Annotated in this window: 25 protein-coding genes and 2 pseudogenes; 9 read left to right on the plus strand and 18 right to left on the minus strand. The window is 38.9% G+C overall.

The features are described 5' to 3' along the window. Positions 1-330: 330 nt before the first annotated feature. The 8 genes and pseudogenes from LM917_RS10715 to LM917_RS10750 all read right to left on the minus strand — a co-directional run. Positions 331-432 (minus strand): annotated as a pseudogene (locus LM917_RS10715) (Crp/Fnr family transcriptional regulator); the annotation flags it as partial. Then, positions 428-670, minus strand: a pseudogene (locus LM917_RS10720) (serine hydrolase domain-containing protein); the annotation flags it as partial. The pseudogenes LM917_RS10715 and LM917_RS10720, both read right to left, overlap by 5 nt. Positions 671-857: 187 nt before the next feature. Continuing rightward, a complete protein-coding gene (locus LM917_RS10725) occupies positions 858-1025 on the minus strand; it encodes a hypothetical protein (RefSeq protein WP_232697505.1) in 168 nt (55 codons plus the stop codon). Positions 1026-1176: 151 nt separating this feature from the next. Beyond that, entirely contained in the window at positions 1177-1935 is a 759-nt protein-coding gene (locus LM917_RS10730; RefSeq protein ID WP_232697506.1) for an ABC transporter ATP-binding protein, read from the minus strand. Between the two features lie 3 nt (positions 1936-1938). After that, a complete protein-coding gene (locus tag LM917_RS10735; RefSeq protein ID WP_232697507.1) occupies positions 1939-4257 on the minus strand; it encodes an ABC transporter permease in 2319 nt (772 codons plus the stop codon). Further along, entirely contained in the window at positions 4242-5540 is a 1299-nt protein-coding gene (locus LM917_RS10740; RefSeq protein WP_232697620.1) for an MFS transporter, read from the minus strand. The genes LM917_RS10735 and LM917_RS10740 overlap by 16 nt, the downstream gene beginning before the upstream one ends. Further along, positions 5533-6195 carry a TetR/AcrR family transcriptional regulator gene (locus LM917_RS10745; protein WP_232697508.1) on the minus strand — a complete coding sequence of 221 codons (663 nt, stop codon included), beginning with the start codon at positions 6193-6195 and terminating at the stop codon, positions 5533-5535. The genes LM917_RS10740 and LM917_RS10745 overlap by 8 nt, the downstream gene beginning before the upstream one ends. 717 nt (positions 6196-6912) lie before the next feature. Continuing rightward, the gene (locus tag LM917_RS10750; protein WP_232697509.1) at positions 6913-8415 is read right to left on the minus strand and encodes a malate:quinone oxidoreductase; all 1503 of its coding nucleotides are present in this window, start codon (positions 8413-8415) and stop codon (positions 6913-6915) included. A 717-nt stretch (positions 8416-9132) separates the two neighbouring features. Between LM917_RS10750 and LM917_RS10755 the strand changes: the two genes are divergently transcribed. The 4 genes from LM917_RS10755 to LM917_RS10770 all read left to right on the plus strand — a co-directional run bounded on the left by LM917_RS10755 (position 9133) and on the right by LM917_RS10770 (position 13486). Continuing rightward, positions 9133-10551 carry a sigma-54 interaction domain-containing protein gene (locus LM917_RS10755; RefSeq protein ID WP_232697510.1) on the plus strand — a complete coding sequence of 473 codons (1419 nt, stop codon included), beginning with the start codon at positions 9133-9135 and terminating at the stop codon, positions 10549-10551. Positions 10552-10690: 139 nt separating this feature from the next. After that, positions 10691-10891 carry a DUF3311 domain-containing protein gene (locus LM917_RS10760; protein ID WP_232697511.1) on the plus strand — a complete coding sequence of 67 codons (201 nt, stop codon included), beginning with the start codon at positions 10691-10693 and terminating at the stop codon, positions 10889-10891. Next, a complete protein-coding gene (locus LM917_RS10765; RefSeq protein ID WP_232697512.1) occupies positions 10888-12357 on the plus strand; it encodes a sodium:solute symporter family protein in 1470 nt (489 codons plus the stop codon). Before LM917_RS10760 ends, LM917_RS10765 begins: the two co-directional genes overlap by 4 nt. 31 nt (positions 12358-12388) lie before the next feature. Next, entirely contained in the window at positions 12389-13486 is a 1098-nt protein-coding gene (locus tag LM917_RS10770) for a C45 family autoproteolytic acyltransferase/hydrolase (protein WP_232697513.1), read from the plus strand. A gap of 73 nt (positions 13487-13559) precedes the next feature. Here the strand turns inward: LM917_RS10770 and LM917_RS10775 are convergent, their stop codons facing one another. Together LM917_RS10775 and LM917_RS10780 are read right to left on the minus strand one after the other, a co-directional pair. After that, positions 13560-13736, minus strand: a complete 177-nt coding sequence (locus tag LM917_RS10775; RefSeq protein ID WP_232697514.1) for a hypothetical protein — start codon at positions 13734-13736, stop codon at positions 13560-13562. Positions 13737-13746: 10 nt separating this feature from the next. Further along, positions 13747-14637 carry a LysR family transcriptional regulator gene (locus LM917_RS10780; RefSeq protein ID WP_232697515.1) on the minus strand — a complete coding sequence of 297 codons (891 nt, stop codon included), beginning with the start codon at positions 14635-14637 and terminating at the stop codon, positions 13747-13749. Positions 14638-14757: 120 nt separating this feature from the next. On the opposite strand from LM917_RS10780, the gene LM917_RS10785 reads away from it, so the two are divergent. After that, positions 14758-15948 carry a coenzyme F420-0:L-glutamate ligase gene (locus LM917_RS10785; RefSeq protein WP_232697516.1) on the plus strand — a complete coding sequence of 397 codons (1191 nt, stop codon included), beginning with the start codon at positions 14758-14760 and terminating at the stop codon, positions 15946-15948. A 245-nt stretch (positions 15949-16193) separates the two neighbouring features. Here the strand turns inward: LM917_RS10785 and LM917_RS10790 are convergent, their stop codons facing one another. Beyond that, positions 16194-16565, minus strand: coding sequence for a winged helix-turn-helix transcriptional regulator (locus LM917_RS10790; RefSeq protein ID WP_232697517.1), 372 nt, complete (start codon positions 16563-16565; stop codon positions 16194-16196). Between the two features lie 206 nt (positions 16566-16771). Between LM917_RS10790 and LM917_RS10795 the strand changes: the two genes are divergently transcribed. The 3 genes from LM917_RS10795 to LM917_RS10805 all read left to right on the plus strand — a co-directional run bounded on the left by LM917_RS10795 (position 16772) and on the right by LM917_RS10805 (position 19567). Beyond that, positions 16772-17947 (plus strand): MFS transporter, encoded by a 1176-nt coding sequence (locus LM917_RS10795; protein ID WP_232697518.1) that lies wholly within the window; start codon positions 16772-16774, stop codon positions 17945-17947. Between the two features lie 81 nt (positions 17948-18028). Beyond that, complete coding sequence (locus LM917_RS10800) at positions 18029-18871, plus strand: aldo/keto reductase (RefSeq protein ID WP_232697519.1); 843 nt, start codon at positions 18029-18031, stop codon at positions 18869-18871. Positions 18872-19108: 237 nt separating this feature from the next. Next, positions 19109-19567: a hypothetical protein gene (locus tag LM917_RS10805; protein WP_232697520.1), complete on the plus strand. Its 459-nt coding sequence runs from the start codon at positions 19109-19111 to the stop codon at positions 19565-19567. A gap of 366 nt (positions 19568-19933) precedes the next feature. Here the strand turns inward: LM917_RS10805 and LM917_RS10810 are convergent, their stop codons facing one another. The 3 genes from LM917_RS10810 to LM917_RS10820 form a co-directional block, all read right to left on the minus strand. Continuing rightward, a complete protein-coding gene (locus LM917_RS10810) occupies positions 19934-20278 on the minus strand; it encodes a DUF898 family protein (RefSeq protein ID WP_232697521.1) in 345 nt (114 codons plus the stop codon). A 302-nt stretch (positions 20279-20580) separates the two neighbouring features. Continuing rightward, the gene (locus LM917_RS10815; RefSeq protein ID WP_232697522.1) at positions 20581-20895 is read right to left on the minus strand and encodes a DMT family transporter; all 315 of its coding nucleotides are present in this window, start codon (positions 20893-20895) and stop codon (positions 20581-20583) included. Continuing rightward, positions 20895-21221: a DMT family transporter gene (locus tag LM917_RS10820; protein ID WP_232697523.1), complete on the minus strand. Its 327-nt coding sequence runs from the start codon at positions 21219-21221 to the stop codon at positions 20895-20897. The genes LM917_RS10815 and LM917_RS10820 overlap by 1 nt, the downstream gene beginning before the upstream one ends. 376 nt (positions 21222-21597) lie before the next feature. On the opposite strand from LM917_RS10820, the gene LM917_RS10825 reads away from it, so the two are divergent. Next, positions 21598-22341 carry a suppressor of fused domain protein gene (locus tag LM917_RS10825; RefSeq protein ID WP_232697524.1) on the plus strand — a complete coding sequence of 248 codons (744 nt, stop codon included), beginning with the start codon at positions 21598-21600 and terminating at the stop codon, positions 22339-22341. A gap of 199 nt (positions 22342-22540) precedes the next feature. On the opposite strand, the gene LM917_RS10830 is transcribed toward LM917_RS10825, so the two are convergent. From LM917_RS10830 to LM917_RS10845, 4 genes are all read right to left on the minus strand, one after another. Continuing rightward, a complete protein-coding gene (locus LM917_RS10830) occupies positions 22541-22969 on the minus strand; it encodes an NUDIX domain-containing protein (RefSeq protein ID WP_232697525.1) in 429 nt (142 codons plus the stop codon). A 105-nt stretch (positions 22970-23074) separates the two neighbouring features. Next, a complete protein-coding gene (locus LM917_RS10835) occupies positions 23075-23824 on the minus strand; it encodes a hypothetical protein (RefSeq protein ID WP_232697526.1) in 750 nt (249 codons plus the stop codon). Next, the gene (locus tag LM917_RS10840) at positions 23825-24361 is read right to left on the minus strand and encodes an RNA polymerase sigma factor (protein WP_232697527.1); all 537 of its coding nucleotides are present in this window, start codon (positions 24359-24361) and stop codon (positions 23825-23827) included. A 280-nt stretch (positions 24362-24641) separates the two neighbouring features. Further along, positions 24642-25523 (minus strand): aminoglycoside 6-adenylyltransferase, encoded by an 882-nt coding sequence (locus LM917_RS10845; protein WP_232697528.1) that lies wholly within the window; start codon positions 25521-25523, stop codon positions 24642-24644. Positions 25524-25562 lie beyond the last annotated feature (39 nt).

Consider the following 25562-nt stretch of genomic DNA (forward strand, 5'->3'; position numbering starts at 1 on the left):
GAATACACAACAATCACATTGATGTCAAATAATCTTACCTATCAAAGTGAATAGAAAGCATGCTAAATACAAAATGCCCAGGATTGTGCCGTCCTGAGCATTTCTCATAGTATTCATATAGAGTTGAACCTCAAAATATTACTTTCCTAACGAACAATATTCAAACATTTCTTTTGAGACCTGTCATTTAAACTGAACCATATGTCCACTAAATAATTTGTTATTTTTCCCAATCATCATCTTAATCTGCTGATATAGCTACTATCTAGTATTAGTTCCTTCTTAAAATGTGTGTACCATCACTTGTTATAAGGTTCTCCGTTATGGGGCTACATGAGGTCTTTTTCGTAATAATGCTTTATAGCGTTCTTCAGGTGCAGAAGCGATAAATGATGCCAATTCATCTTGTACCTCACCCAGATTTTCTTCCAATGAGGGCAGATATTATACTTTTCGTTACAGATGCCACATGGTGCGTATCATCCGGGCCATAGCCATTATAATATCTTTCATAAGCTATATATCCATTTCTCACAACAACAATACCGTTTATATTGCTGTACTCGGATTTTATCATAGGTTCAAGCTCTGAAAGCTTTTCAGAGTCCATTCTCAAGGTTGCCGGGTTGACGGCTTGCCATTCTGTAGTTGGCCAGTAGTCTCTTTGCATTATAGATACCTCCCTAAAAGACGTTTTTTGTTTTTTTTAACGAGCGTTAAGGAAAATGTCAGGTCTTACTACTATTTTTTCTTTACAGGAAAATACACCTCGGTAACAATACCCTCAGGAACGGTGGCTTGATTGGGGTCAGTTACATATGGCAAAGTCAACTGCAAAAATATTGGTGCTTCTTTAGTTAGGCAATTCTCTCTATTAGTAAAAAACAAGGAGCAGCTTGCCTTATGGGTGCTGGTCGCGCGTGAGTGGTCCCCCAGTAGGGGGGCTGTGATGAATCAATTGTTTGTGCTAGAGCAATCATTCCCATTTTTTCCTCAACTGCCTGTACACGTTTTGTTATTATCATTCTCCTCCTTTGCTTTTCTGCATGAAAAAAGGCTCACTCCACCTCAAAGTTTAAGTTAGAGTAAGCCATCTATGTTTATCAAGCATTTTTGATAAATATATTAGTGTCTACCAAAAGGGCTCAGTAAAAAATGTGATGGTGAAACAACATATTATATTCCTATTTCCCGCATTTTTGCCGTGACTTTTTTCATCCTGTCATCAATATCTGTGCCACTGAATTTCTTAAACCGCATTTCGCTCACGATTTTTCCGTCGCACATAAACATAATACGCTCAGTCCTAGCTGCAATCTTTGCGTCGTGAGTTACAAGCATAACCGCAGTACCTTCTGTGTTAATTTCGGAAATTATGTCCATCATTTCCTGTGCGGATTTTGAGTTAAGCGCGCCAGTCGGCTCGTCACCGAAGATAATTTCAGGATTGCTAATAAGTGCGCGGCATATTCCCGCACGCTGAAGCTGTCCTCCCGAAACCTGGGTAATATCACGCTTTTCCAGTTCCGCAATACCAACCTTTTTCATAAGCGCTCTTGCTTTTTCGGTAATCTTCGCAGCGCTTTTTCTGTTATCCCGCATTGAAGGAAGAATGATGTTATCGAGAATGTTCAGGTTTTTAAGCAAAGTCGGCTGCTGAAAAACAAAACCTATTTTTGTTCTGCGTATGTCGGCAAGCTCCTTTTCACTAAGTGCTGATAGATCCCTGCCGTCAAAAGAAACCTTTCCGCCGTCAATGCCGTCCATTCCACTCATCGCATTCATCAGTGTCGATTTTCCTGATCCCGAAGGTCCCATAACCGAAACGAACTCTCCCTCATTTATTTCAACGGACACGCCATCGAGAACATTGTGCTTTTCATTGCCTACTCTGAAAGATTTTACTATATTTTCACCGATAATAATCTTCTTCATAATTTACTCCTTCATATTTTCAGATATTTTTATTTGTCCCGCGCTCGATGTGCCGATAATTGTTGCGATAAGCACTGAGCATATCATCATCAATGGATATAATAGATACGCAGAAAGTGGATTAACAACAAACGTAAACGACGACGCTCCAAACGATGAGATAACCGCGCTCGCAAGTACCCCTCCGAGAGTGTTTGCTAGAAGCATCCCAAGAACAATTCCTACAATCAGAACAAATACCGAACGCGAAATATACTGTATTGTAATATCCGAGTTTGTAAATCCTAACGATTTCATTACGGCAATTGAGTATCTGTCCTTTGCGACAAGCATTTTCATAAACAAAAGTGTAACCAATACCGTTATAATCAGCGCAACGACAATTGCTACATAGGAGGCCTTTCCGATGGAGCTTATTGTCGAGCCGAATGTCTGTGTAATATATTCATCAATACCCGAAATCTTTGCAAAATTGAACCTGTCCGCATATTCCGAAGTCTTTCCTTTGACAAGAGATTTATCCGAAAGCTCCGCGTAAATAACGCACCACATAATATCCGCCGAATTGTCGGAGAAAACAGCCTTTGCGGTTTTGCCACCGTTAGTAATGTCGGAATAAGTTCCGCATACCGTGAGATTTTTCTCCTTCCCCTCAATCACCAGCGTAATGACATCGCCGACCTTTTTGCCCAGCTCATCAGCGTTAATAGCTGAAAGCGCAATTTCGTCTTCTGCGACGGGTGCTCTGCCTTCGGAATATTCTACTGGGAATATCGAATGGTCGCCAAGCTCAATTTTTATGCCTTCCTCCGATCCGTGCTCCGTCTTTGCTTTGAATGTTTTGGTCGTAAGCACAGCATATTTAGATATAGATCGGTCGCGCTCCAGCGTCTTTACAATTTCCGCTGCTTTTTTAGAAATATTGTCGGTCTGCTGAATGTCAATGCGCATATCACTACTTCCTATCCCCATATATGTGATGAAGCTTTTTGAGGAAATAGTGTTGTACAGATTCTGTGGAACGATTATGATAAATGTCGAAATCACAAGCACCGCAAGCATTGTGGCGTAAAGACTTTTTCTTGCAAGAACATCTTTTACGCCCAGAAAAATATTCGTGTTAAGCAGCCTGTTTCCGCTCAGGCAAAAATGTTTTGCGCCCGCAGATTTTTCCTGTGAAGTGCCAAAGCGTATTGCTTCCGCGGCTGATATTTTTCGAAAGCGTTTCAGCACTTTGCTTACATAGGCAATAATTGCAAGGAATACAAACAATATACCAATCATTCCGAAAAATAAAGCGAAAGAAGAATTTTCACTTTCCCCCATATAAAGCCGTATATTTTCAAGGAGCATGCCTCTGAACACAAATGAAAGTGCAAATCCGAGAGTACAACCAACTGCCGCCATCACCGCGTATTTCGCATGATAAATCTTTTTTATGTCGGAAACACGTAGCCCTATTGCTTTCATAACACCTATTTCGCGGTAGTCGTCTTCGATTTTCGCAAGGAGCGTAAAGCGTATGCACATAAATGCGATTGCAACGACAAGCGCACTTACAAGAAGGATGACCGCAATCATCAGCCCATCGGAAATGGCATTAAGCATTTTGAAAAGCGGATATGTAATTGTCGGTCCGTTTGCTTCAAGTCCTGCGGAGGTGTAAGCAGTTTCGAATGCGCCAATTGCAGACAAGTCCTTTAATCTGAACTCAATCAGATATTCCGTGCTTCCGAAATCCTTTATTGCCGCATAATCATTTTCGCTCACAAGAAACCTCTTTGACGAGGCAAGCAACGAATTCATCTGTGAATCGCGGAGAAATCCCGCAACGGTAAATTTCTTTCCGTCTATCACAACCTTGTCACCGACTTTTGCAGTGCCGTCCTTCATATAACCTACCGGAACATAAATCTCCCCATCGGATACATTTATAACGTTTCCGTCAAGATCAAGGAGATAATCAAATTTTTCGCTCTGTGTGCTGAAGCCGTTGTCCTGAACATTGTCCGCAAGCGAGTTTCCGTCAATTACAATCTGCGCGCCGTCAACATTGAGAAATTCAAGCACCTGAAATTCATCGACATTGCTGTTCTGATCCGCGAAATCAGCAAGCCGTACTGTATCAATATCACCCGAATGCATCTGCATAAAATGCGGAGTTTTCGCCTGCTTCATGAGTGTATCTATCGCACCCGAAAGATTTACGACAAGTATCGCCGAGAGAGAAACAAGCATAGCCGCAAAAGCGATAAATATCGTTGTTGTCAGCGCCATCAGTTTGCTTTTTGAAATGTCATTACGGATTATTCTGTAATACATAAGTCACCTCTGTTTTCAAGCTTTTTAACCGATTTCAAGTTGTACAGAATTACTGAAGTAACACATAACAAAATTCCAGCGATAATAATGAGTAATCCCATTCCTCTGCCACTACCCGTGCCGATGATCTTTCCCACACTGTCAGCAAGCACTCCGCCGTCAACTAACAAAGGAGTGAACACATAATCCGCAAGCACACCCGAAAGCGCATAAGCGGCAACAAATCCAAGCTGTGAAAGTAACCCTATAAGTGACCATGCTCTGCCCTGAACAGAATTATCAATGTTGGTACGAACAAGAAAATCCAGGGTTGTGTTTGCAAATGGCATCATTGCAAAAAAGAGAAATCCCGAAATACAGAGAAGTACAATATTTTCGCGAAGTCCGAATACCGCCATAAATATTCCTTCACAAAACAGCGAAATAGAAAGAATTTTCATAAAGCCTTTTTTTATCGGAAGAATTCCTATAATCACACTTGATACAAGCATTCCAGTAGCCACAATTGTTTCAAGTGTCCCTACTACGGCACTGTCTGAAAAAGCAAGTATCATCGGCATGGAAAGTGTTTGTATGAAGCCAAGGAAAAAAGTCATTACCGATGACATTATCACAAGAACAAGCACGCCCCTGTTTTCAGAAATGGCACCCCAGCCGTCTTTGAATTCCCGGATAAACGATTTTGCCTGTTCGTATTTCTTTGAAACAAGACCTTTACGTACAGCAAGAGTTGAAATAACCGTTACAAAAAATGTACAGATGTCGATTACAAGCAACAGCTTTATATCCGAAACAGTGAGCAAAAATCCCGCAATTATGGGAGAAATCAGATATTTTGCCGAGCCTGCAACCTGAACAAAACCACTTGCCCTTGTGTACTCCTCCTCGGTAAGCAAATCCGTAACCGTAGCCTTGTATGCGGGATCAAGCAGCGATGAAAAAAACGAGCTTATTGTAACTCCCACGCAAATCTGCCATAGCTGCGCTTCTCCGCTAAGCATACAAATCAAAATGAATATAAGTCCTATCGCAGAAAGACTGTCGCCCAGCACCATTAGAAGCCTGCGGTCATAGCGATCCACAAGCACTCCTGCCACGGGACTTAAAAGAAGCGACGGCATAAACGCAAGTAAGATTACAAGTGCCATTGCCGATGCCTTTCCCGTCTGCTCAAAAACATAAACCCCAAGCCCGAACGAAGTAAGCCCGCTTCCTATCGCTGAAATAAGCTGTCCTGACCACAGCAGAAGAAATTTTCTGAAGGATTTTCCCGAATTATTCATTGCTGTTTCCATTTCCTCTACCTCCATTTCCGCTGTCAAACATCTTCATCATGTACATAAGACTTCCGCTTTCGACACCGAGCAGCCTTTCTACGTTGAATACAAGCGCCTGTATACGTGAAGCAAGCTCTTCATTCGTCATAGTAACCATATCATCATCAAAAACGGTATTCGTATATGCCACAACCATTTCCATGCATTCATACGGATACGGCGTACTGAATAGTCCTTGCTCAATGCCCTCGCGGATTATTTCCGTCAGTATCGGTGGAACGCCGTTGATTATGACCTTTTGTATTTTCTGATGCATAAGCGCGTTCTGAGGCTTGTGTATATGCTCAATAATTTCCTTGCCGTTTCCGCCACTTATGTTCAGTGCCATTACAGCGCGGATAATACGCTCATTTATGGGTATGCTCTTGTCTGCGGCAATTTCCTTCGCCGCTCCTAAAAGGAGGACAGTATACCGCTCAATCAGTGCGTCCATAATATCCTCCTTCGACTTGAAGTGATAATACAGCGTTCCCCGCGCAATTCCGACCTTTTCGAGAATATCGTTTGTACTTGTGCCATCAAAGCCCTTCTGACCGAAAAGCTCATCAGCCGCGTCAAGTATTTCGTTCCTGCGCTCCTCGGCTTTTTTTATAACTCTCATTTTTACAACTCCTATCAATAGACCGACTGCCTGTCGATTTTATACTATTATATTAGCATACTGTTGGTTTGGAATAAAGTTTGATTAAAAAGGTTCTGCAAATGTTGATTTTATAATAGAAGAAACCCACACATTTTGAAAAAAGGTTGATCAAAACGTGTAGGTTTTTAGTAATCATGTGCTAATGCTTCTTGAAGGCTTTTCATCAATATTTAGCATTAGTAGATCCAGCTTCCTCTTTAGACTTTTATGTTGTCAACAAAAAAGCGACTCAATTGTCGCTTTTTAAATCATCATCGATGCATAATCATTGAATGTACATATTAAGAGATGCCTTTTCAGACAAAGATTTATTAATTGAAGGCACACCAAATAACTGATCTATATATTCTACATTCAATTCCTGTATTCACCATATGTTTAGATGTTCTCTCTATATAGTAACATCTTGTTAATATAAGTAATACCTAATACAATTTCCTGCCTGATCCTGTTTACCATCACTTATGGTACGGTTCACCGTAGCCTCTCTAACTGCGAATTTCAAAAAAAGAACCTTCAATCCAAAGATAGATCAAAGGTTCTATGTGTTATTTTCAATGGTATTCTATTATTTACTCAATTCTTTAATCTCTTCATCATAGAAACAATTGTCCATTGATGAAAAATGTTGCTTAAACTTTTTCACTAATTACCTTTGTTTCTACATCCAAAGAATTAACTATGGACCGGTTCTTTTTCGCTTAGACCAAGCGTCTGCGCTGTTGAAGTAAGAATTTCTTGGAAAAGCTCTGGGTTTTCCACTAGAGACACGCCATAAGAAGGAATCATTTCTTTTATTTTCGGTTCCCACTCTTTCATATGTTGTGGGAAGCATTTTTCTAATACCTCAAGCATAACGTGAATGGCAGTAGAAGCACCCGGAGAAGCGCCGAGCAATGCAGCTACCGAACCATCAGCGGCACTAACAACTTCCGTACCAAATTGAAGTGTTCCTTTACCACCGGCCTCAGTATCTTTGATAACTTGCACACGTTGGCCCGCTACCACTATATCCCAATCCTCACTTTTGGCGTTCGGAATAAACTCGCGTATTTCTTCCATGCGCTTTTCATTCGATAACATAACTTGCTGGATCAGGTATTTTGTCAATGACATCTCTTTTACGCCTGCCGCTAACATGGTGAAGACATTATTCGGTTTTACGGAACTTATCAAATCAAAATTTGAACCAGTTTTTAAAAACTTTGGTGAGAAGCCGGCAAACGGTCCAAACAGCAATGTTTTTTTGTTGTCGATATATCTTGTATCAAGATGCGGAACAGACATTGGAGGAGCACCAACCTTAGCTTTACCGTATACTTTTGCATGATGCTGCTCTACAACTTCCGGATTGTTACATACCATAAATAGTCCGCTTACCGGGAATCCTCCAATATGTTTTGACTCAGGAATACCGGTTTTTTGTAGTAAAGGCAGACTTCCGCCCCCACCGCCGATAAAGACGAATTTTGCAGTATGGTATTCGATTTTACCGCTATCGATATCATGCACTTTCACTTCCCACGAGCCGTCGCTAGTACGTTTAATATCCTTAACACTATGCTTGTAGTTTATCTCGACGTTTTTACTCTTTAAGTGGTCAAACAAGATACGTGTTAATGCCCCAAAGTTGACATCCGTTCCAGAGTCGATTTTTGTTGCCGCTATCGGTTCATTCGATGTACGGCCTTCCACGATAAGCGGAATCCATTCCTTCAGTTTTTCAGGGTCATCGGAAAATTCTATTCCTTGAAACAAGGGATTGTTTGACATTGCTTCAAAACGTTCTTTCAAAAACGTTACATTTTTTTCCCCTTGTACTAAACTCATATGAGGTATTGGCATGATAAAGTCCTGCGGATTACGAATCAGATTGCTGTTTACAAGATAAGACCAAAACTGTCTTGAAAGCTGAAACTGTTCATTAATTTTTATAGCTTTGCTAATATCTACAGATCCGTCTGATTTTTCGGATGTATAGTTAAGCTCGCACAGTGCAGAATGGCCCGTACCTGCATTATTCCATTCGTTAGAGCTTTCTTCTCCTGCATTTGCGAGTTTCTCAAACACTTTGATTTCCCATTCCGGTGCTAACTCTTTCAGTAATGATCCCAAAGTCGCGCTCATGACTCCGGCACCAATTAAGATAACGTCTGATTTTTTTTGTATGTTGCTCATTAAAACCTTCCTCATTCCCTATATTTACAAAAAAGAGTAGGTGCTCATGCTTAGGTGTTACAAAAAGCAAGGCGCACCTAGGAACATACCTTTTCTGTATCAATTATCACCATAATATAGTAATTATTTATAGATTAAAATATATACTATTATCTAATGATTATAAACTATTTAAAGCTGGTAAAAAAGTGAGAATCCGTTCACAAGGCACTAGGAACACATAAAAACCAGGGCCTTAACCCAGTTTCTTGCAAGGGGTAAGGCTTTGGTTTGCCGTTACCAGTGAACCGACACCCTCTAATTTTCGCCGTTATTTGTGGTACGGTTCCCCGTACCTAATGATAGGCTAAAATAAGGATTTCCGTTCGTCCTCACTCATAAATCCCTGAAGAGAAAACCCTTCTCTACTCTAAGTGAATCAATAGTTATCGTTGTGATCCTGCGTAAACTCCGAAAGACGAGCATTCTTCGTTCCCCACTGCCACTCAAACACAAGCAATATCAACTTCCTATTACAACTAATTGCTCGCAGCAGAGGATAGATACCACTTCACATTTCCTCTAGACACCGACAGATCAGTTCCTTTAGCCCCCTCCTCCCACTTTCGAAATCCTCGGTTGCGAGAACTTGACCATCCTCAGAACATCAGGCTCATCTTTGATTTTTTTACTATGCTATACTATGGGCAACAAGTCATCATAAAGGAAGTGACCCCTTTGCCCTTTATCGATATGTTTATGCAAAAAGAACTGGACAGTCTCCTGGATCTCTTTTACGACGGCGTGATCATCACTGATCGAAACGGAATAATTTTGAAAGTTAACAAAGCATACCTGCGCATAACCGAAACCACAGCAGAAGAATTGGTCGGAAAAGATATTCGCAGTACTGTCGGAATGAAACTGTATAACAACCAATCGAGTACCTTACGCGTGCTGGAAGAAAAACGGCCAGTTACGATCATACAAAGAGCGAACATGAAAAATAGTTACAAGGAATTAATGACGACGGGAATGCCCATGTTTAATGAGCAGCAAGAAATCGAATTCGTAGTCAACTGCGTGCGTGACATGACAGAATTAAGCCAGTTAAAGCAGCATCTAAACAAGATGGAGCAAATAAATCAGAATTATCTGGAAGAAATTAAAAACTTGAAACAGCAGCAGGCCAATGAAAGTGAATTGGTTGTCCATAGCAAAGTCATGCTCGATGTAAGGGAGGAGGCTAGAAAAGTAGCTTCTGTTGGTTCACCTGTAATGCTGCGCGGTGAATCGGGGGTCGGCAAGGAAGTGATCGCCAAATTCATCCATCGCAATAGCAAACAGGCAAAAGGCGCATTTATCAAAGTAAATTGTGGCGCGATTCCCTCTTCCTTGATGGAAAGCGAATTCTTTGGCTATGAGCCGGGTGCATTCACGGGTGCGAGCAAGGAAGGCAAAGCAGGTTTTTTTGAACTGGCTGACAAAGGCACGCTGTTTTTGGACGAGATTGGCGATATGCCGCTTGATTTACAAGTAAAATTGCTGCGTGTACTGGAAGAACAAGAATTCCGCAGAGTAGGCGGTGTCAAGACGATCCACTCCAATGTGCGCATCATCGCTGCAACCAATCAGGAACTTGAAGCGATGGTCGAGCAAAAAACATTTCGCAAAGACTTGTACTACCGGCTTCAGGTCTACCCCATCCTGATCCCTCCATTACGTGAGCGAAAAGAAGAGATACCCTTCTTTATTGAACATTTTCTGCATCGTTATCAAGAGAAGCATGCGATCCAAATACAAATCACCCAAGAAGCAATCCAAGTGATTTGCCAACATGATTGGCCCGGCAATATCCGGGAGCTGATCAATGTAATGGAGCGTATGGCGATCACCTGTGCCAACGGTGAAATCCTCCCTGAGCACCTGCCGCGTGAGGTGTTTGGCAACCTGGGAAAAATCATCCCCAAAACATTTCAAGAAGAGCTGGAGCTGTACGAATATCAAGGAATGAAACGAGCTCTGGCCCTACACAAATCAACACGGAAAGCCGCCCGGGCCTTACAGATGAGCCAACCTTCGTTTGTACGAAGAATGAAGAAATTTGATGCAAAATTCAAAATTGATCAACAAATGGATCGCTATTATTTAAATTGATTTATTTTTGGATCGTTTTTGTCAAATGCCACTGACAGTGTCGCCATTTTGCGGCATTTTCTTCATTGGCATTTTTTTTGCATTAAGGGTCATGAGAGGAGAGAAAAACAAAAAAAGAAGTATGTGAGGAGGGCAATTCTTGAAACTCGTGCATGTATTGGGTCTAATTCCTTTTATCGGAATGCTAGGTGGGCTTCCTTTTGCCAATAAAGTCAATGCGTTTGTGCTGGGCCTGCCATTTTTACTCTTTTGGATCGTGCTTTGGGTCATACTGACTTCCATTATCATGGCCATCATCAATTACATTGATCCGGCTAATCGAGAGGAGGGGGTTGAATGATCAGTTTGCTTATCATGTTTACATTTTTGCTCGCGGCTATCTTTCTCGCGATTCGGTCCGGTATGGGCAAAAAAATGAATCTTGAGCAATGGGCTGTTGGGGGCCGGGGATTTGGAACCGTTTTCGTCTTTCTTTTGCTGGCCGGTGAATTTTTTACGACCTTCACTTTCCTTGGCGGTAGCGGGATGATTTATCAGGTCGGCTCCCCTGCTTATTACGTGCTTGCCTACATGACATTGGCCTATGTCTTTTCGTATTATCTGCTCCCCCCTATTTGGCGGTATGCCAAAGAGCACGGGATTGTCTCGATTTCCGACTTTTTTAGCACCAAGTATAATAGTTCGTCGCTTGGCATGCTGGTCTCCATCGTCGGAATCATCGCGTCAGTTCCCGTGGTCGTTCTGCAATTGAAAGGTCTGGGCATTATCGTTTCGGAAACTTCCTTTGGAATGATTTCACCCACGTTGGCTGTGTGGATCGGGACCATTGCCGTTACCGTCTATGTCATGATTTCTGGCATTCACGGAGCTGCCTGGACAGCTATTATCAAGGACATCACGATTGTGGCCGTTGTCGTGTTTCTGGGCATCTATTTGCCTTATCACTACTACGGGGGGATTGAGCCAATGTTTGAAGCTGTTCAGGCGGCAAAACCAGCTCATTTAACCTTTCCCGACAAGGGACAGAGCCTTGGGTGGGTGATTTCTACCGTTTTGTTGACAGCCGTCGGTTTTTACATGCAGCCTGGACTTTTTGCGGCAGCGTTGTCGGCCAAGAGCGAAAAAGTGTTCCGCCGCAATACGATGATAATGCCGTTGTACACTCTGCTCCTGATGTTCGTCTTTTTCGTCGGTTATACGGCGATCCTGCAAGTTCCTGGTCTCAAGGGAGCGAATGGGGACTTGGCCTTGTTACGGCTTTCCATTCAGACTTTTGACCCGTGGTTTATCGGCGTAATCGGCGGGGTAGGCCTATTGACCGCGCTTGTGCCTACATCTGTCATCCTGCTGACCATCGGGACTTTATTCGCGAAAAACATTTATCAGCCGGTATTCAAATCAAACAACGAGACACAAATCGTTAAGGCGGCAAAGCTGACCGTACCGGTTATTGCGTTTATCTCCCTTTACTTTGCCATCAATGGCGGTAATGCCTTGTACGCCTTGTTGCTAATGTCATTCAGTCTGATTACTCAGCTTTTCCCTTCGCTGTTATTCAGTCTGCTGCCCAACAACAGGATCAACAAATACGGAGCAATCTGTGGAATCGTCGTTGGTGTCGCAACCGTTGTTTACTTGACGATTTCCGGAACCACGATCAGTTCGCTTTTTCCCTCGTTCCCACAAACGGTTAAGGATATGAACAGCGGATTTATCGCGCTCTTCGTGAATGTGCTTGTGACTTTGCTCATCAGCTTGCTTACAGCCAAAAACGCTGCTACAAACAAATCATTGTCACCACAGTAATATTAGAATATAGACTTCAGTGGAGGTTATCATGAAATCGTTTCAGCATGTTCGTGTGAGTGGCCCCGCCTTTGAACGCGGGAAGCAACTCGGTCAACTGGCCAAACAACAGATCAACCATAATATCGAGACGTACAAAGCACTGTTTTGGGAAATGGCACATGTAAAATGGGAAGCTGCTCGCGCCTATTCTGTTCAGTACATCCCCTGGATCGAACGCTATGACGCCGAAATTCTGGAGGAAATCAAAGGGATTAGTGAAGGTTCAGGGCAAGACCTGCTCGATCTAATCACACTCAATGCCCGCAGCGAAATCATCACCAATCTAGCCGAAACCGACGTGCCGTCAGACGGATGCACCAGTATGGCTGCCGTACCTGAAATGACGAAAAACCAGGAAATGCTGCTCGGCCAAAACTGGGACTGGAACAATCAGGTGAAACCGGGGATGATCGTTCTGGAAATCGACCAAGCTCCACGTCCGACCATCCTGATGGTCACGGAAGCAGGAATCGTGGGGAAAATCGGCATGAACAGTGCCGGGATCGGCGTCTGCCTGAATTTCCTTGGAACGACAGAGCGGGTTATCGGCGTACCGATTCACATCGTCTTGCGGGGAATTCTCAACAGCAACACGCTGCCACAAGCGGTTGGTCAGGTTGCCCGCCTGCAGCGAGGGACTTCTGCCAATTACCTGATCGCCCATAGGGAAGGAGAAGTACTGGATGTCGAATCGACACCTACAAATTACGATATCCTCTACCCTAATGATGGTTGGCTTGTTCACGCCAATCACTTTATCGGGCCACGTACGATAACGATTCAGGATACGGCACGAATCCTCTCACCCGATACGCATCTGCGCCAGGGGCGTGCCAGCAAACAATTGGCTCGATATGGGAATACTATTGATACAGATGCCTTCAAGCAGATTTTCCGCGATCACGGAGGAAGTCCGGACGGTATATGCAGGCATGGGGAAACGCTTGCGCCTGATCTTGGCCGACCACTCATCTCCAGTACAGTTTTCTCGATTATTATGAATCTGTCCCAAGGTACGTTTGAATTGGCAGCCGGCCAGCCGTGTGAAAATCCCTACAAATTGTACGGGTTTACAGAGGGCGACTAACACGCATTTGAACAGAACAGTTGGCTACTAATAGAACCCCCTCGGAGAAACGTTCCGCGAAGAGGGGGTTTGCTTACTCCCTGCCTTGTACAAATAACCATTTCCCATCTGCTGTTACGCCAATCACAGTGGAATCATAGGATTGCAAGCGAATGGTCTTTTCTTTTCTCAGATCCGCATCATATAGATGCAAGGTATCTACCATACCAGTTTTGCTTTCGGCTGATGTGACATAAGCCAGCTTATGCATTTTACATCTATTACACCTGTTTATTTTCTAATATCTCAACAAATTTTGTTGAAGCTGGTGATAGAGACACACTTTTTAAAAAACATACTCCTACATTTCTCTTTGGTATTTCTTCATTTAATTGTACTTCATATAATAATCCTTTATTTAAATACTCTTGGGAAAATTCTTTAGTCACACATGCTATTCCTAAATTTATTTTAGCAAACTCCAATAATAAGTCATGTGAGCCTAATTCAAATTCTGGCGAAATCTGTATACCTCTAGATATCATATAATCCTCTACATACCTTCTGGAATTTGAATTCGTTTCAAGTAATATTAATGGCAGTTTTACTACTTCATCAAGGCTTAATGGTTTAGATAATATATTCTTATATTTCTCCCCACAAACAAAAATATCATGGATATCAATACATGGTCTTAGTTCTAATGTAGAATCATCAAGAGGTAAATTACAAATAGCAATATCAACCTCTCCTGATTTTAATATAGAACAGAGCTCTAATGTTGTACCATTAACAATCTTAAACTTGATATTCGGATATTTATTATGGAAAATCTCCAGATATGGAAGTAGAAAATATCTAGAAATCGTATCTCCTACACCTATCTTTAATTCCCCTGTGGTTAAATTCTTAAATTCTAAAATCTTTTCTTCCCCAACATCAATTAAATTAATTGCCGAATTTACATATTCAAATAGAAGACTGCCTTCATCTGTTAAAGATACCCCTTTAGGTGTTCTATTAAAAAGACGTACATCTAATTCTCTTTCTAATTGCATGATCGCCTGACTAACAGCTGGTTGTGTCATATAAAGATCTTTGGCTGCCTTAGAAAAACTTTCACTTTTTCCTACCTTACAAAATACTTTATATAAATCTAATTTACTTATCACATAAGCACCCCTTATACCTACCATTTGATATATTAATTTTACTTATATCATTCAACCGATGTATATTACAAGTAGGTAAGTAATTTGTATAAACTTTAGTCCTTATAAGGAGCGATTATATTGGAAAGAGTAGTTGGAACCGTTGTTAGAGGTCTTCGTTGTCCAATCATAAATCAAGGGGACAACATAGAGGAAATCGTTGTAGATAGTGTGCTAAAAGCTTCAGAAATTGAAGGCTTTACAATTAATGATAAAGACATCGTTACTGTAACAGAGTCTATAGTTGCTCGTGCTCAAGGTAATTATGCTACGATCGATCATATCGCTAAAGATGTTAGTTCAAAATTTGGAGAAGATACTGTTGGAGTAATATTCCCTATCTTAAGTCGTAATCGTTTTGCAATCTGTCTCCGCGGTATTGCAAAAGGCGCTAAAAAAATTGTTCTAATGCTTAGCTATCCATCTGACGAAGTTGGTAATCACTTAGTGGATCTAGATATGCTTGATGAAAAAGGAGTTAATCCTTGGACAGATGTTTTAACAGAACAACAATTCCGTGATCATTTTGGATATAATAAACATACTTTTACTGGTGTTGATTATATTGATTATTATAAATCGTTAGTTGAAGAATACGGTGTTGAATGCGAAGTTATATTCTCAAATAATCCAAAGACCATTTTAGATTATACAAAAAATGTTCTGACTTGTGATATACATACAAGATTCAGAACGAAGAGAATATTAAAAGCAAATGGTGGAGTTAAAATCTATAGCCTCGATAACATATTATCAGAGTCTATTGATGGCAGTGGATGTAATGAAGCTTACGGCCTATTGGGATCAAATAAATCAACAGAAAACAGTGTTAAACTTTTCCCACGTAATTGCCAACCTATCGTTGATAAAATACAACATTTGCTCAAAGAAAAAACTGGCAAAGATGTTGAAGTCATGATTTATGGAGATGGAGCATTCAAAGATCCAGTAGGTAAAATATGGGAACTTGCTGATCCAGTTGTATCACCAGCTTACACATCAGGACTTGATGGTACACCTAATGAAGTAAAATTAAAATATCTTGCTGATAATAACTTTGCAGATTTAAGAGGCGAAGAACTTAAACAAGCGATATCTCAGTACATTAACAATAAAGATTCTGATCTTGTAGGATCGATGGAAGCACAAGGTACTACACCTAGAAAACTTACTGATCTTATAGGTTCTCTATCCGATTTAACTTCAGGAAGCGGAGATAAAGGTACGCCTGTTATCTTTATACAAGGTTATTTTGATAACTATACAAAATAATATTGATTGATTAGATGAGTATATATAAAAAATAAGCAATGCTAGCTTTTACTAGCATTGCTTATTTTTTTGCTATACGTTCAGGTTACGCCAAAATCGTTTGGACCTTCTTTGCCGCATCTTTCATAATAAAAATTATTTACTAACTGATCTCGATTCACCGTAATTTCAAATTTTTACTTTACCACTATTTGTAATACGATTCTGCGTATCGTATTTAAATGAGGTATAATCGGGATCTTACTCTATTTTAGACGTTCATTTAAAATATTTTCTTCTAGAACATCAAATTTATTACCATATACTTTGGTAATATGTTTTTCTCCCCAAGCACAAAGAGAATCTAATATACTTTGTAAGCTCCATCCATATTCACTTAACTCATATTCCACTTTAGGAGGAATTTGATTATAAACAATTCTACTAATTACTCCATCAGCCTCTAATTCACGTAATTGTTGAGTTAACATCTTCTGGGTAATTTCTGGCATAAGTCGTTTCAATTCACTTGTTCTTTTCTTTCCGTACGTTAGATGGCATAGAATAACACATTTCCATTTTCCTCCAATAACTTCTAGAGTTGCCTCTACTGATATATTGTATTTTTTCTTCTTCATTTTATTTTCCTCCTTTAATAGGTACAAAAAAGTTCCTATAGTACCTACAAGTACCTATATCACTTTGAAGTGCGTACTTCTTTTTAAGTTATATATATATCATAATAACATTTGCCGGTTGAAATTTATCATATTTATTTATTTTATACAGTTTATTTTAATCAAGTTAAATATTACAAACCCACAATAATTATAGGAGGAAAAAAATGTATTTAAATAAAAATAGAAGCACATTAGCGCTGTTTGCATTAGCGGTGAGTGCATTTGCTATTGGAACTACAGAATTTATTAGTGTAGGGCTATTACCTCTAATAGCTGAAGATTTACAAATATCTGTTACAACAGCCGGCTTAACTGTTTCATTATATGCTTTAGGAGTAACATTTGGGGCACCAATCCTAACTTCTATTACTTCCAGGATGTCGCGTAAAACGTTATTACTTTGGATCATGGTTATTTTTATTATAGGAAATAGTATTTCTGCTTGTGCTACAAGTATCGGTGTTTTACTTGCGGCCCGTGTGATTTCTGCCTTTTCACATGGAATTTTCATGTCAATAGGGTCTACCATTGCGACTAATTTAGTGCCCGAAAATCGACGTGCTAGTGCGATATCAATTATGTTTACAGGACTTACGATAGCTACGGTTACAGGTGTCCCATTCGGAACATTCATTGGTCAACAGTTCGGCTGGAGATTTGCTTTTATCGTCATTGTGGCTGTCGGCGTCATTGCACTAATTGCAAATAGTATCCTCGTTCCATCTGATCTTCAAAAAGGGAATCGTACAACGCTGCGAGATCAGTTCAAATTAGTCACAAATGGCCGCTTATTGCTAATATTTATCATTACAGCTTTTGGCTATGGAGGAACATTCGTTGTCTTTACTTATTTATTACCACTACTGCAGAATGTAACAGGATTTACTGAAGGAACCGTTGCAGTGATTCTGCTTATTTACGGTATCGCCATTGCGATTGGTAACATGGTAGGTGGAAAACTATCTAATCAAAATCCAATTAAGGCATTATTTTATATGTTTTTCGTACAAGCAGTTGTACTATTTATCTTAATGTTCACAGCACCATTTAAAATAGCAGGATTAATTACAATTTTCTTGATGGGGCTAATGGCTTTTATGAATGTGCCAGGGTTACAAGTATATGTAGTCATGTTAGCGGAGCGTTTTGTACCAACGGCGGTAGATGTGGCTTCAGCAATTAATATTGCTGCGTTTAACGCTGGAATTGCAATTGGATCCTATTTAGGTGGTGTTATCACAGAATCTATTGGACTAATTCATACCACTTGGGTAGGAGCGCTTATGGTCCTTATAGCCGCAATGCTTACAGGTTGGAGTAGAATTCTTGAAAAAAGATAAATTAAAGGAGGTGAATGACTAAAAAACAAACAAATTTAGAATGACTTTATATTTATTACAACAATTGGAGGTTTATTTATAATGATTAGAAACTTAAAAAATACTACCACTTTGCATAATGGAGTCAAAATGCCTTGGCTTGGTATTGGAGTATTTAAAGTTGAAGAAGGCCCTGAATTAGTTAACGCTGTAAAATTTGCAATTAAACATGGGTATCGCAGTATTGATACAGCTGCAATTTATGAAAATGAAGAAGGAGTTGGCCAAGCTATCCGCGAAGGATTAGATGAAGTTGGCATTTCTAGAGAAGAACTATTTGTCACATCAAAAGTTTGGAATTCTGATTTAGGTTACGAATCAACGATTGCAGCTTATGAAACTAGCTTAAAGAAACTTGGTCTTGATTACTTAGATTCATATCTAATTCACTGGCCTGTTGAGGGTAAATACAAAGATGCATGGCGAGCATTAGAAACTCTTTATAAAGAAGGAAAAGTAAAAGCTATTGGGGTAAGTAACTTCCAAGTTCATCATCTTGTAGACTTAATGAAAGATGCAGAAATCAAACCAATGATAAATCAGGTAGAATACCATCCACGTTTAACTCAGAAAGAAGTTCAAGCCTTTTGTCATAAACATGAAATTCAGTTAGAAGCTTGGTCACCTCTAATGCACGGTCAGCTATTAGATAACCCAATTCTACAAGAAATAGCTAATACGTATAACAAAACTATTGCTCAAATAATTATTCGATGGGATTTACAAAATGGTGTTGTAACTATTCCAAAATCTACGAAAGAACATCGAATTGTTGAGAACTCCAATGTATTTGATTTTGAGCTAACTAAAGAAGAAATGCAGCGAATTGAACAACTAAATCAAAACCATCGAGTAGGACCTGATCCTGACAACTTTGATTTTTAGAATTTAGACCATCAAAAGAGACGCTTCCCTTTTATAAGACAGCGTCTCTTTTTAATGTTCTAACAGAATATTTTAAGAAGGTTTTTCCAACGAATCCAGACTTTGATTTAGATCGTACATATGCCGTTCTTTGGGAAATGGTTAGGTCATTTTTGAATACTCCTGAATGAGGAGTATTTCTTTTAAATGAAATTTGGTTGGTCAACCAACCCGAAACTACTAAAGGAGACGATAATCATGTTAAACCTATTCTTACTTGCTATTGAGAACCTTGCTTTAACTATCATTTTTGGAGGAGGTATTATCATGGCTGCGGGAGTTCGCCCACTGTTGATCGAAAAATTGTCGATGCGTTCCGACCCCAAATTGGTTTCCGCGATTGAGGAGATTTCAATCAACGCTTGGAATAGATATAATCGTTTTGCTTTTATCGCAGCCTTACTAGTAACGATTGTTGACCTGGTTCGACTAATCAGCGGTCTTTCCTTTGAATATTGGCACATCTGTTTAAACATATTGATAGTGTTGGCATTCATTAGAAAGTTTGCGATCGATAAACAATTAAAAAATCGTCTGAACATTAGTGGGGCTACCGTAGTAGGAAGTAAGGAACAAAATGACGGTCATCGTCAGGTGGAGTTTTTATCAAAGGCGATTCTTATTTTTTCGCTGTTGCTGATTGTCTTACCGATATAAAAAAGGAAGATAACAAACACATCATTTAGTCATCTTTTTCATATTTAAACTATCAGGAATCGATAGTTCCTTTTTTGAAACGGCGATCTTTCTTTTGCACAAAGTTCATTACCAAACGCTACTATCAAGATTATAGGAATGGTAGAGATTGCAAATGAAATTAATCATAGAAATGAAGGCAATGGAATTACAATAAACATTCATTATGTGGTTATTTTACATTCTCAACAAATCCTTCGAATTCATGGTAAAACAATGATTAATTTTTCAAAATGCACCCCTTCAATAGAATCCGAATTCTCAAGAGATTTTTCCAATGTCTACTATAAGGGGTGCACTTTAACTAATTAGAAGGCTTTTCTTCATTTATTGAAAAGATGTATGTTTTGTTTTCCATTTCTCAAGTGCAATAAATAACCAGAACGAATAAATACCAAAAGTAACAATACATAATAGCCACCACTTAATCCAATTACCAAACAGTCCCATTGCTGTTCCTGAAAATTGAAGTCTTTTCCCTTCAATTACAGTATGCTCTACCTTCCATTTAAAAACCATGCAAAGTGCCCATGGGAAGCATATTCCAAAAGTACAAACAGTTACAATAAAACCTAATATATTCCATCCTATGTATTGCAGTAAACCACCATCAAAATAAGATTGTCCTTTTGAAGTCTCTACATTATAGTTTACATTTACTACTTGCTGCATTTTATCACCCCCTTCTATATAGTTATATTTTCCTGATAGTGGTACTATGTTCCTTCCAATTATTAAAACATTTATCAATAATACAGTCCATTATACCTATAAGGGGCTTTTATTACTATTTACAGGTTCCTGTCCACTTGCCACGTGCAATTCACAGGTCTTTAATAAAATAAAACGCTAATCCCTTTACGAGGATAGCGCCTTTTCGTTGTAAAACAAAAGTATGAAATTAGATTACACGACATCTAGTTGATCTTCAGTATGGTATTTGCGGTCTGACATTTGATATATCATCTCCTTACTTAATTAACCAACTTTAACCCCACGACAGAAAAAATAACGCCTAGTATGCACAAAATTCGAATCCAGCTCCTTGATTCTTTAAAGAAAACCATCCCTACAAGCGCAGCACCGATAGTTCCAATTCCTGTCCAAACAGCATAAGCAGTAGATAGAGGAATTGTTTCCATTGCACGTATGAGTAGCTGGAAGCTAATCATAAAACCTGCTAATAAAATAATATTATTTATCCAGTTATTTTTTTCAGCGGTTCTCTTAATTCCAATAACACCTATGACTTCAAATAACCCAGCTAATATAAGAAACATCCAATCCATTAGTTTTCACTTCCTTTAGCCGACAACTTCAATCCAACGATACAAGCTAGCAGTAACAAAATGAATGCGATTCTTAATGGACTGACAATACCACCGGAAAAAATGATTTCTACCACAGTTGTTCCAATTGTCCCCATTCCGGCAAAGACTGCGTACACCGTGCCTATCGGTAAAACTTTAGTTGCTTTAATAATTAAATCAAAGCTGGTCAGCAATGAAATGATGACAAGAAAGGTAGGAACCTCTTCATATTTAAATCCGCTTGCCCACACCACTTCTAGTAATCCTGCTATAATCACATATATCCAAGCCTTCGTTTCACTCATGACTCGCTCCCCTTTTCTTTATTTTCCTCTTCTATTTTTAGGAGGTGCCAATCTATAGTGTTTCGTAGTGGTGTCTACTTTTCTCACAGGAATGCTTCACGTATCTTATTTGGGATTCCTGATTTTACTTGCTATCTTATGAAATATTTAATTAAATATAAGTGTGTGGTCAAAATATGGTCATATAAATCCATTTAACAATCCCTTACAATAGTTTCATAATCTTCATATTAATATATACAAATGAAATACATAGGTTAAAGAAAGAATGGAACAAAAATCGCTTCTATAGCCTTCAATGCAGGATGAAAAAACGCAGGAAGATAACAGAGTAATTTTGTAAAAAAACAAATAATGACCAAGGAGAGGATTTTAGATGAGTTTTTTTAAAAAGATATTCGGTGGTAATAACAACGGAGAAAAGTCAAAAGACGGCACTACAATTTACAAATATGAAGAAACAGCTAGTTATGCACCGCCAGCTCCAATGGAATATGTAGAAGAAATCGTTGAACATTTTGAAACAGTATTTCCAGGAAGAGAAAGCAGTGTTTTTCATGAGATTGTATCAGATACCATACATATTGATGTGAATATTATGGAACCTACAGAAGAAGAGCCATTTTGGGTCTTATATACAAACGGTATGAGTGACTTACCAATGACTATACCAGATGAGGTGCTAGAGAATCTTGACGAAAAATTCGATAGAGCGGAAGTTATGATGTTTCTTCCGGCTTCTTGGGAATTGACACAAGAATCGGTAAAGGATGAAAATAATTATTGGCCTATCGGGCTGATGAAGCAGATGGCTCGTTTTCCTCACCAGTATAATACCTGGTTGGGATATGGACATACCGTTCCCAATTACCAGGACTATGAACCATATGCAAACGGAACTGGTTTAAATGGAGTGGTAATATTCCAGTTAAAAGAGGAGCTCAGTGAAATTACAACAAAGGATGGTAATAAGATAAATGCCTATTTCTTACTCCCTTTGTATAAAGAGGAAATGGATTATAAATTAGAGCATGGAATGGATGCACTGATGGAGAAATTATCAGAGTTAGGAAATGATGTGCTGGTTTTAAATCCGAATAGAAGAAATACTTGCAAGTAGTTACGTTAACTATCAGGAATAGGAGATTCTATTATTTAATATTGTAGTGGTCATAATGTAGTCAATTCCCTGATTCCATATAATCCACAAAACAAAAAGAGGCTGTCCTTCAAACATTTTCTTGGCTATTGGGACAGCCCCTTTTTCCATTTACTTCAATGTAAGCAAAGTCACACTCTCCACATGAAAGGGCTGTTAGTTAGCGGTTGCTTCGGTTCAGCAAATGATCGATAGCAGGCAAAGTGAAACACGCTAGGTTCGTAGGCAGTTGATCAAGGCTAAACCATTTCATATCTGCAATTGCCCCGTCTGGCTCCATATTGCAAGCTTCTCCACTCTTTACGTTCACTTCATATATGGCTGAGACCCAGTGTTCCTCACTCTCAGGTCGAATCGTTTCCGCCATGCAAAGTAAACCCTTTACCTCAACCTCGAGATTCACCTCTTCTTTAATTTCTCTAATGACACAATCCTCGAGATTTTCGTAGGGGTCAATCTTGCCCCCGGGAATGCTCCACGTATCTCTTTCTGGATTCCTGTTTCTCAGTACCAATAAAATTTCATTTTGCTCGTTAAAAATAACTGCCCCTATGCCCAAACGGGGGAGTACAGTATTTTGAGTTATCATGATTCATCCATTTCCTTTCTTATCAGCAAAGGCATACACTTCTTGAACTATTTATCGATAATGGATAAAAGTTGCAAAGGTTACCTTTCTCAATATAGGCTGTAGCTACCAATTAATCGTTTCAACAATCTTAATAACCTCTTCTTCTAAAACTTCACTAAACTTGCTTTCCTCATCACTAGTACGATTAAATGTAGAAACAATCATTTTCCAATTATTCTTCTCAATGTAAACATAGTAGCCGTTCATATCGTGTATACCTAACAACCTTGCAGGTTCACCATTAATAATAACTTCTTTATCTATTGCAGTACCATCTCTTGTCTCTGCCGTAAATTTTGGCTTTTCTTCAACAGTATTAGTTGCGATTACTGTATAATTTCTTTCTTTAGTTTGAAGGTTATAATTATAAGCATAGAATTTACCTTCTTCATCTATATTTACTCTATATTCTTTCTCTTCTGTACTCTTTTCCTCTATTAGTAATTGTTGAGGGAAAGGGATTTTCATATTATAAGTTCTTTCCATTGTTTCTAGTGAACTATAGTTTTCCGTACCGTACCCGGCTACTCCCCATGACCAACCTACATTAATCTCTTCATTATTTTTAGTTTTTTCAAATTTAGTGTATTCAAATAATCCCTCAAATAATGCATTAACCGGAGGAGACAGTAATAATACAAATGCTAGTACAGAAACGAGTGCCATTGAAACAAGTGGCTTTTTATAACTTGTTCTATGCTTTTTATTATTTGCTTTATCCGAAATATCTTGAAAAGTAACAGATGGATGTAATCCATCTAAATTCCTTTGAAACGTACGCTTTATTTCTGAGCCATTTGAGTTTTCTTTCATTTAAACGTCCTCCTTTAATTTTTGTTCAATTTGAAAAAAATCTTTTTCAGAAATACTTTTTCTTAATTTTGTTAATGCGTAATTAAGCCTAGATTTACAAGTACCTAGAGGAATTTCTAAAGAATTGGCGACTTCCTCAAGCGTTAATTCCGAATAAAAATGAAGGATGATGACTTCTTTGCTTTTGTGTGGTAACAGATTTATTACGCTCCACAGTTCATCTTTCCGCTCATTCTTCAATATCTTAGTTTCAACCTCTTCTTCAGAGAAATTTGAAGTAAAGCCAACAAGATTTAATAATTTTTGTTTACGTATCATATTTCTAGTTATGTTTATTGTTATTCTATAAATCCACGGTTCAATTGGCTTTGTGGGATCATACAAATGAAACTTTTTTATCATACGAATAAATGTTTCTTGTGTTATGTCATCAGCCATAGATTTTGATTTTGTTAGGAAGTAAGCAGTTCTATACACTAAGGAAGAATGTTTATTGAATATTCCCTCAATACTTCTATTTACAGTATTCTCATTCACTCGAGTACCTCCTCTCTTTTTTGTTTCACCCTATATACACTTGAGAATGAAAAACAGTTCGGTTTTTCAAATTCTCCACCATAAAACTCTATCACTTTTCTACTATCAAAAACTAAGAAGCATAAGCGCTTTCGCGTTTATGCTTCTTAGTTTCGTAATATTGGTAAAAGGCTATTTTTCAAATATTCCTCACCAGAAAAGCCACACTCTCCACATGTGATAAGGTGACAGGGAGTATAAAACTTTAACCGAAGGAATGGCATTTTTTGCTCAATAACATTCAATATATTCCTTTTGCATCAACAGGCAATTCCCTAACATCCTTAAGATAATTAGTCATGTTAGTGTCATCCTTGACTTCATATGTATACCGAAAATACTCAGCGACATCTTTGGCTAGAGCCCTAAATAATTCACAGGCTGTGAATACTGAATTCCACATATTATCATAATTGCTGTCCGAATAGGTTGCCTTGTACATATCCCAATAAGACTCAGGAAGATACCTTTTAAAATATTTGCCCATTTTTCCTGTGGAGATTTGAAAATCATATTTTATGCCGACCCACCAAGAAATCATCTCATCCAATTGCTCTCTAACAACGTATTCAAACATTTGCTTGGCATACGGCAATTCATCACGCCAAATTCCTTTTGCGACATTTTGCAAACACCACCAAAATTCATTGCAACAACTCATGAATAATGGTTCGGTAGGCTTTTTTACATGATAGTCAATATCTGTAGGGCCAGGAATGCTTGGTAAGCAGTTGTCCTTATCCAATAATGGAAGTGTCAATTTATCGCTAATGTACCCTTCAATCATTGATTCTTTTGTTTCAATGTGAAGGTCAATACGATTTCCATCTGTAAATAGCATTAAATATCCGTAAGACCGAGTAAAATCCATATCTATACCTATGGATTGGTCATTTTTATCAGGTTCTTGTATCATAAGCAGTTCACCAAAAATGTTTGTCCATTTTTCATCAGTAATAAATGAGGTTGTTTCTGTTACCACATAAACAATATCATAATCCTGAAAAATGTCCGTGGGAGCATGAGGATTGGTACGCGAGCCGTTCATATACACCGCACGAATTCGCTCATCCTGTTTAGCTACTCCTACTATCAAATCAAACATTTCTTTCTCGCTTCTCACATTCAGTTCCCCCCAATAACTTCAAATATGCCAAACATA

The organism is Brevibacillus daliensis (genome assembly GCF_021245735.1).
Lineage (GTDB): Bacteria > Bacillota > Bacilli > Brevibacillales > Brevibacillaceae > Brevibacillus_B > Brevibacillus_B daliensis.

Coding starts and splice junctions, on each gene's coding strand:
- LM917_RS10820 (WP_232697523.1), bottom strand. CDS start 21,221: ATGAGTGAAACGAAGGCTTGGATATATGTGATTATAGCAGGATTACTA.
- LM917_RS10770 (WP_232697513.1), top strand. CDS start 12,389: ATGAAATCGTTTCAGCATGTTCGTGTGAGTGGCCCCGCCTTTGAACGC.
- LM917_RS10725 (WP_232697505.1), bottom strand. CDS start 1,025: ATGATAATAACAAAACGTGTACAGGCAGTTGAGGAAAAAATGGGAATG.
- LM917_RS10805 (WP_232697520.1), top strand. CDS start 19,109: ATGTTAAACCTATTCTTACTTGCTATTGAGAACCTTGCTTTAACTATC.
- LM917_RS10795 (WP_232697518.1), top strand. CDS start 16,772: ATGTATTTAAATAAAAATAGAAGCACATTAGCGCTGTTTGCATTAGCG.
- LM917_RS10800 (WP_232697519.1), top strand. CDS start 18,029: ATGATTAGAAACTTAAAAAATACTACCACTTTGCATAATGGAGTCAAA.
- LM917_RS10730 (WP_232697506.1), bottom strand. CDS start 1,935: ATGAAGAAGATTATTATCGGTGAAAATATAGTAAAATCTTTCAGAGTA.
- LM917_RS10810 (WP_232697521.1), bottom strand. CDS start 20,278: ATGCAGCAAGTAGTAAATGTAAACTATAATGTAGAGACTTCAAAAGGA.
- LM917_RS10815 (WP_232697522.1), bottom strand. CDS start 20,895: ATGGATTGGATGTTTCTTATATTAGCTGGGTTATTTGAAGTCATAGGT.
- LM917_RS10765 (WP_232697512.1), top strand. CDS start 10,888: ATGATCAGTTTGCTTATCATGTTTACATTTTTGCTCGCGGCTATCTTT.
- LM917_RS10750 (WP_232697509.1), bottom strand. CDS start 8,415: ATGAGCAACATACAAAAAAAATCAGACGTTATCTTAATTGGTGCCGGA.
- LM917_RS10835 (WP_232697526.1), bottom strand. CDS start 23,824: ATGAAAGAAAACTCAAATGGCTCAGAAATAAAGCGTACGTTTCAAAGG.
- LM917_RS10745 (WP_232697508.1), bottom strand. CDS start 6,195: ATGAGAGTTATAAAAAAAGCCGAGGAGCGCAGGAACGAAATACTTGAC.
- LM917_RS10830 (WP_232697525.1), bottom strand. CDS start 22,969: ATGATAACTCAAAATACTGTACTCCCCCGTTTGGGCATAGGGGCAGTT.
- LM917_RS10740 (WP_232697620.1), bottom strand. CDS start 5,540: ATGAATAATTCGGGAAAATCCTTCAGAAAATTTCTTCTGCTGTGGTCA.
- LM917_RS10735 (WP_232697507.1), bottom strand. CDS start 4,257: ATGTATTACAGAATAATCCGTAATGACATTTCAAAAAGCAAACTGATG.
- LM917_RS10790 (WP_232697517.1), bottom strand. CDS start 16,565: ATGAAGAAGAAAAAATACAATATATCAGTAGAGGCAACTCTAGAAGTT.
- LM917_RS10825 (WP_232697524.1), top strand. CDS start 21,598: ATGAGTTTTTTTAAAAAGATATTCGGTGGTAATAACAACGGAGAAAAG.
- LM917_RS10775 (WP_232697514.1), bottom strand. CDS start 13,736: ATGCATAAGCTGGCTTATGTCACATCAGCCGAAAGCAAAACTGGTATG.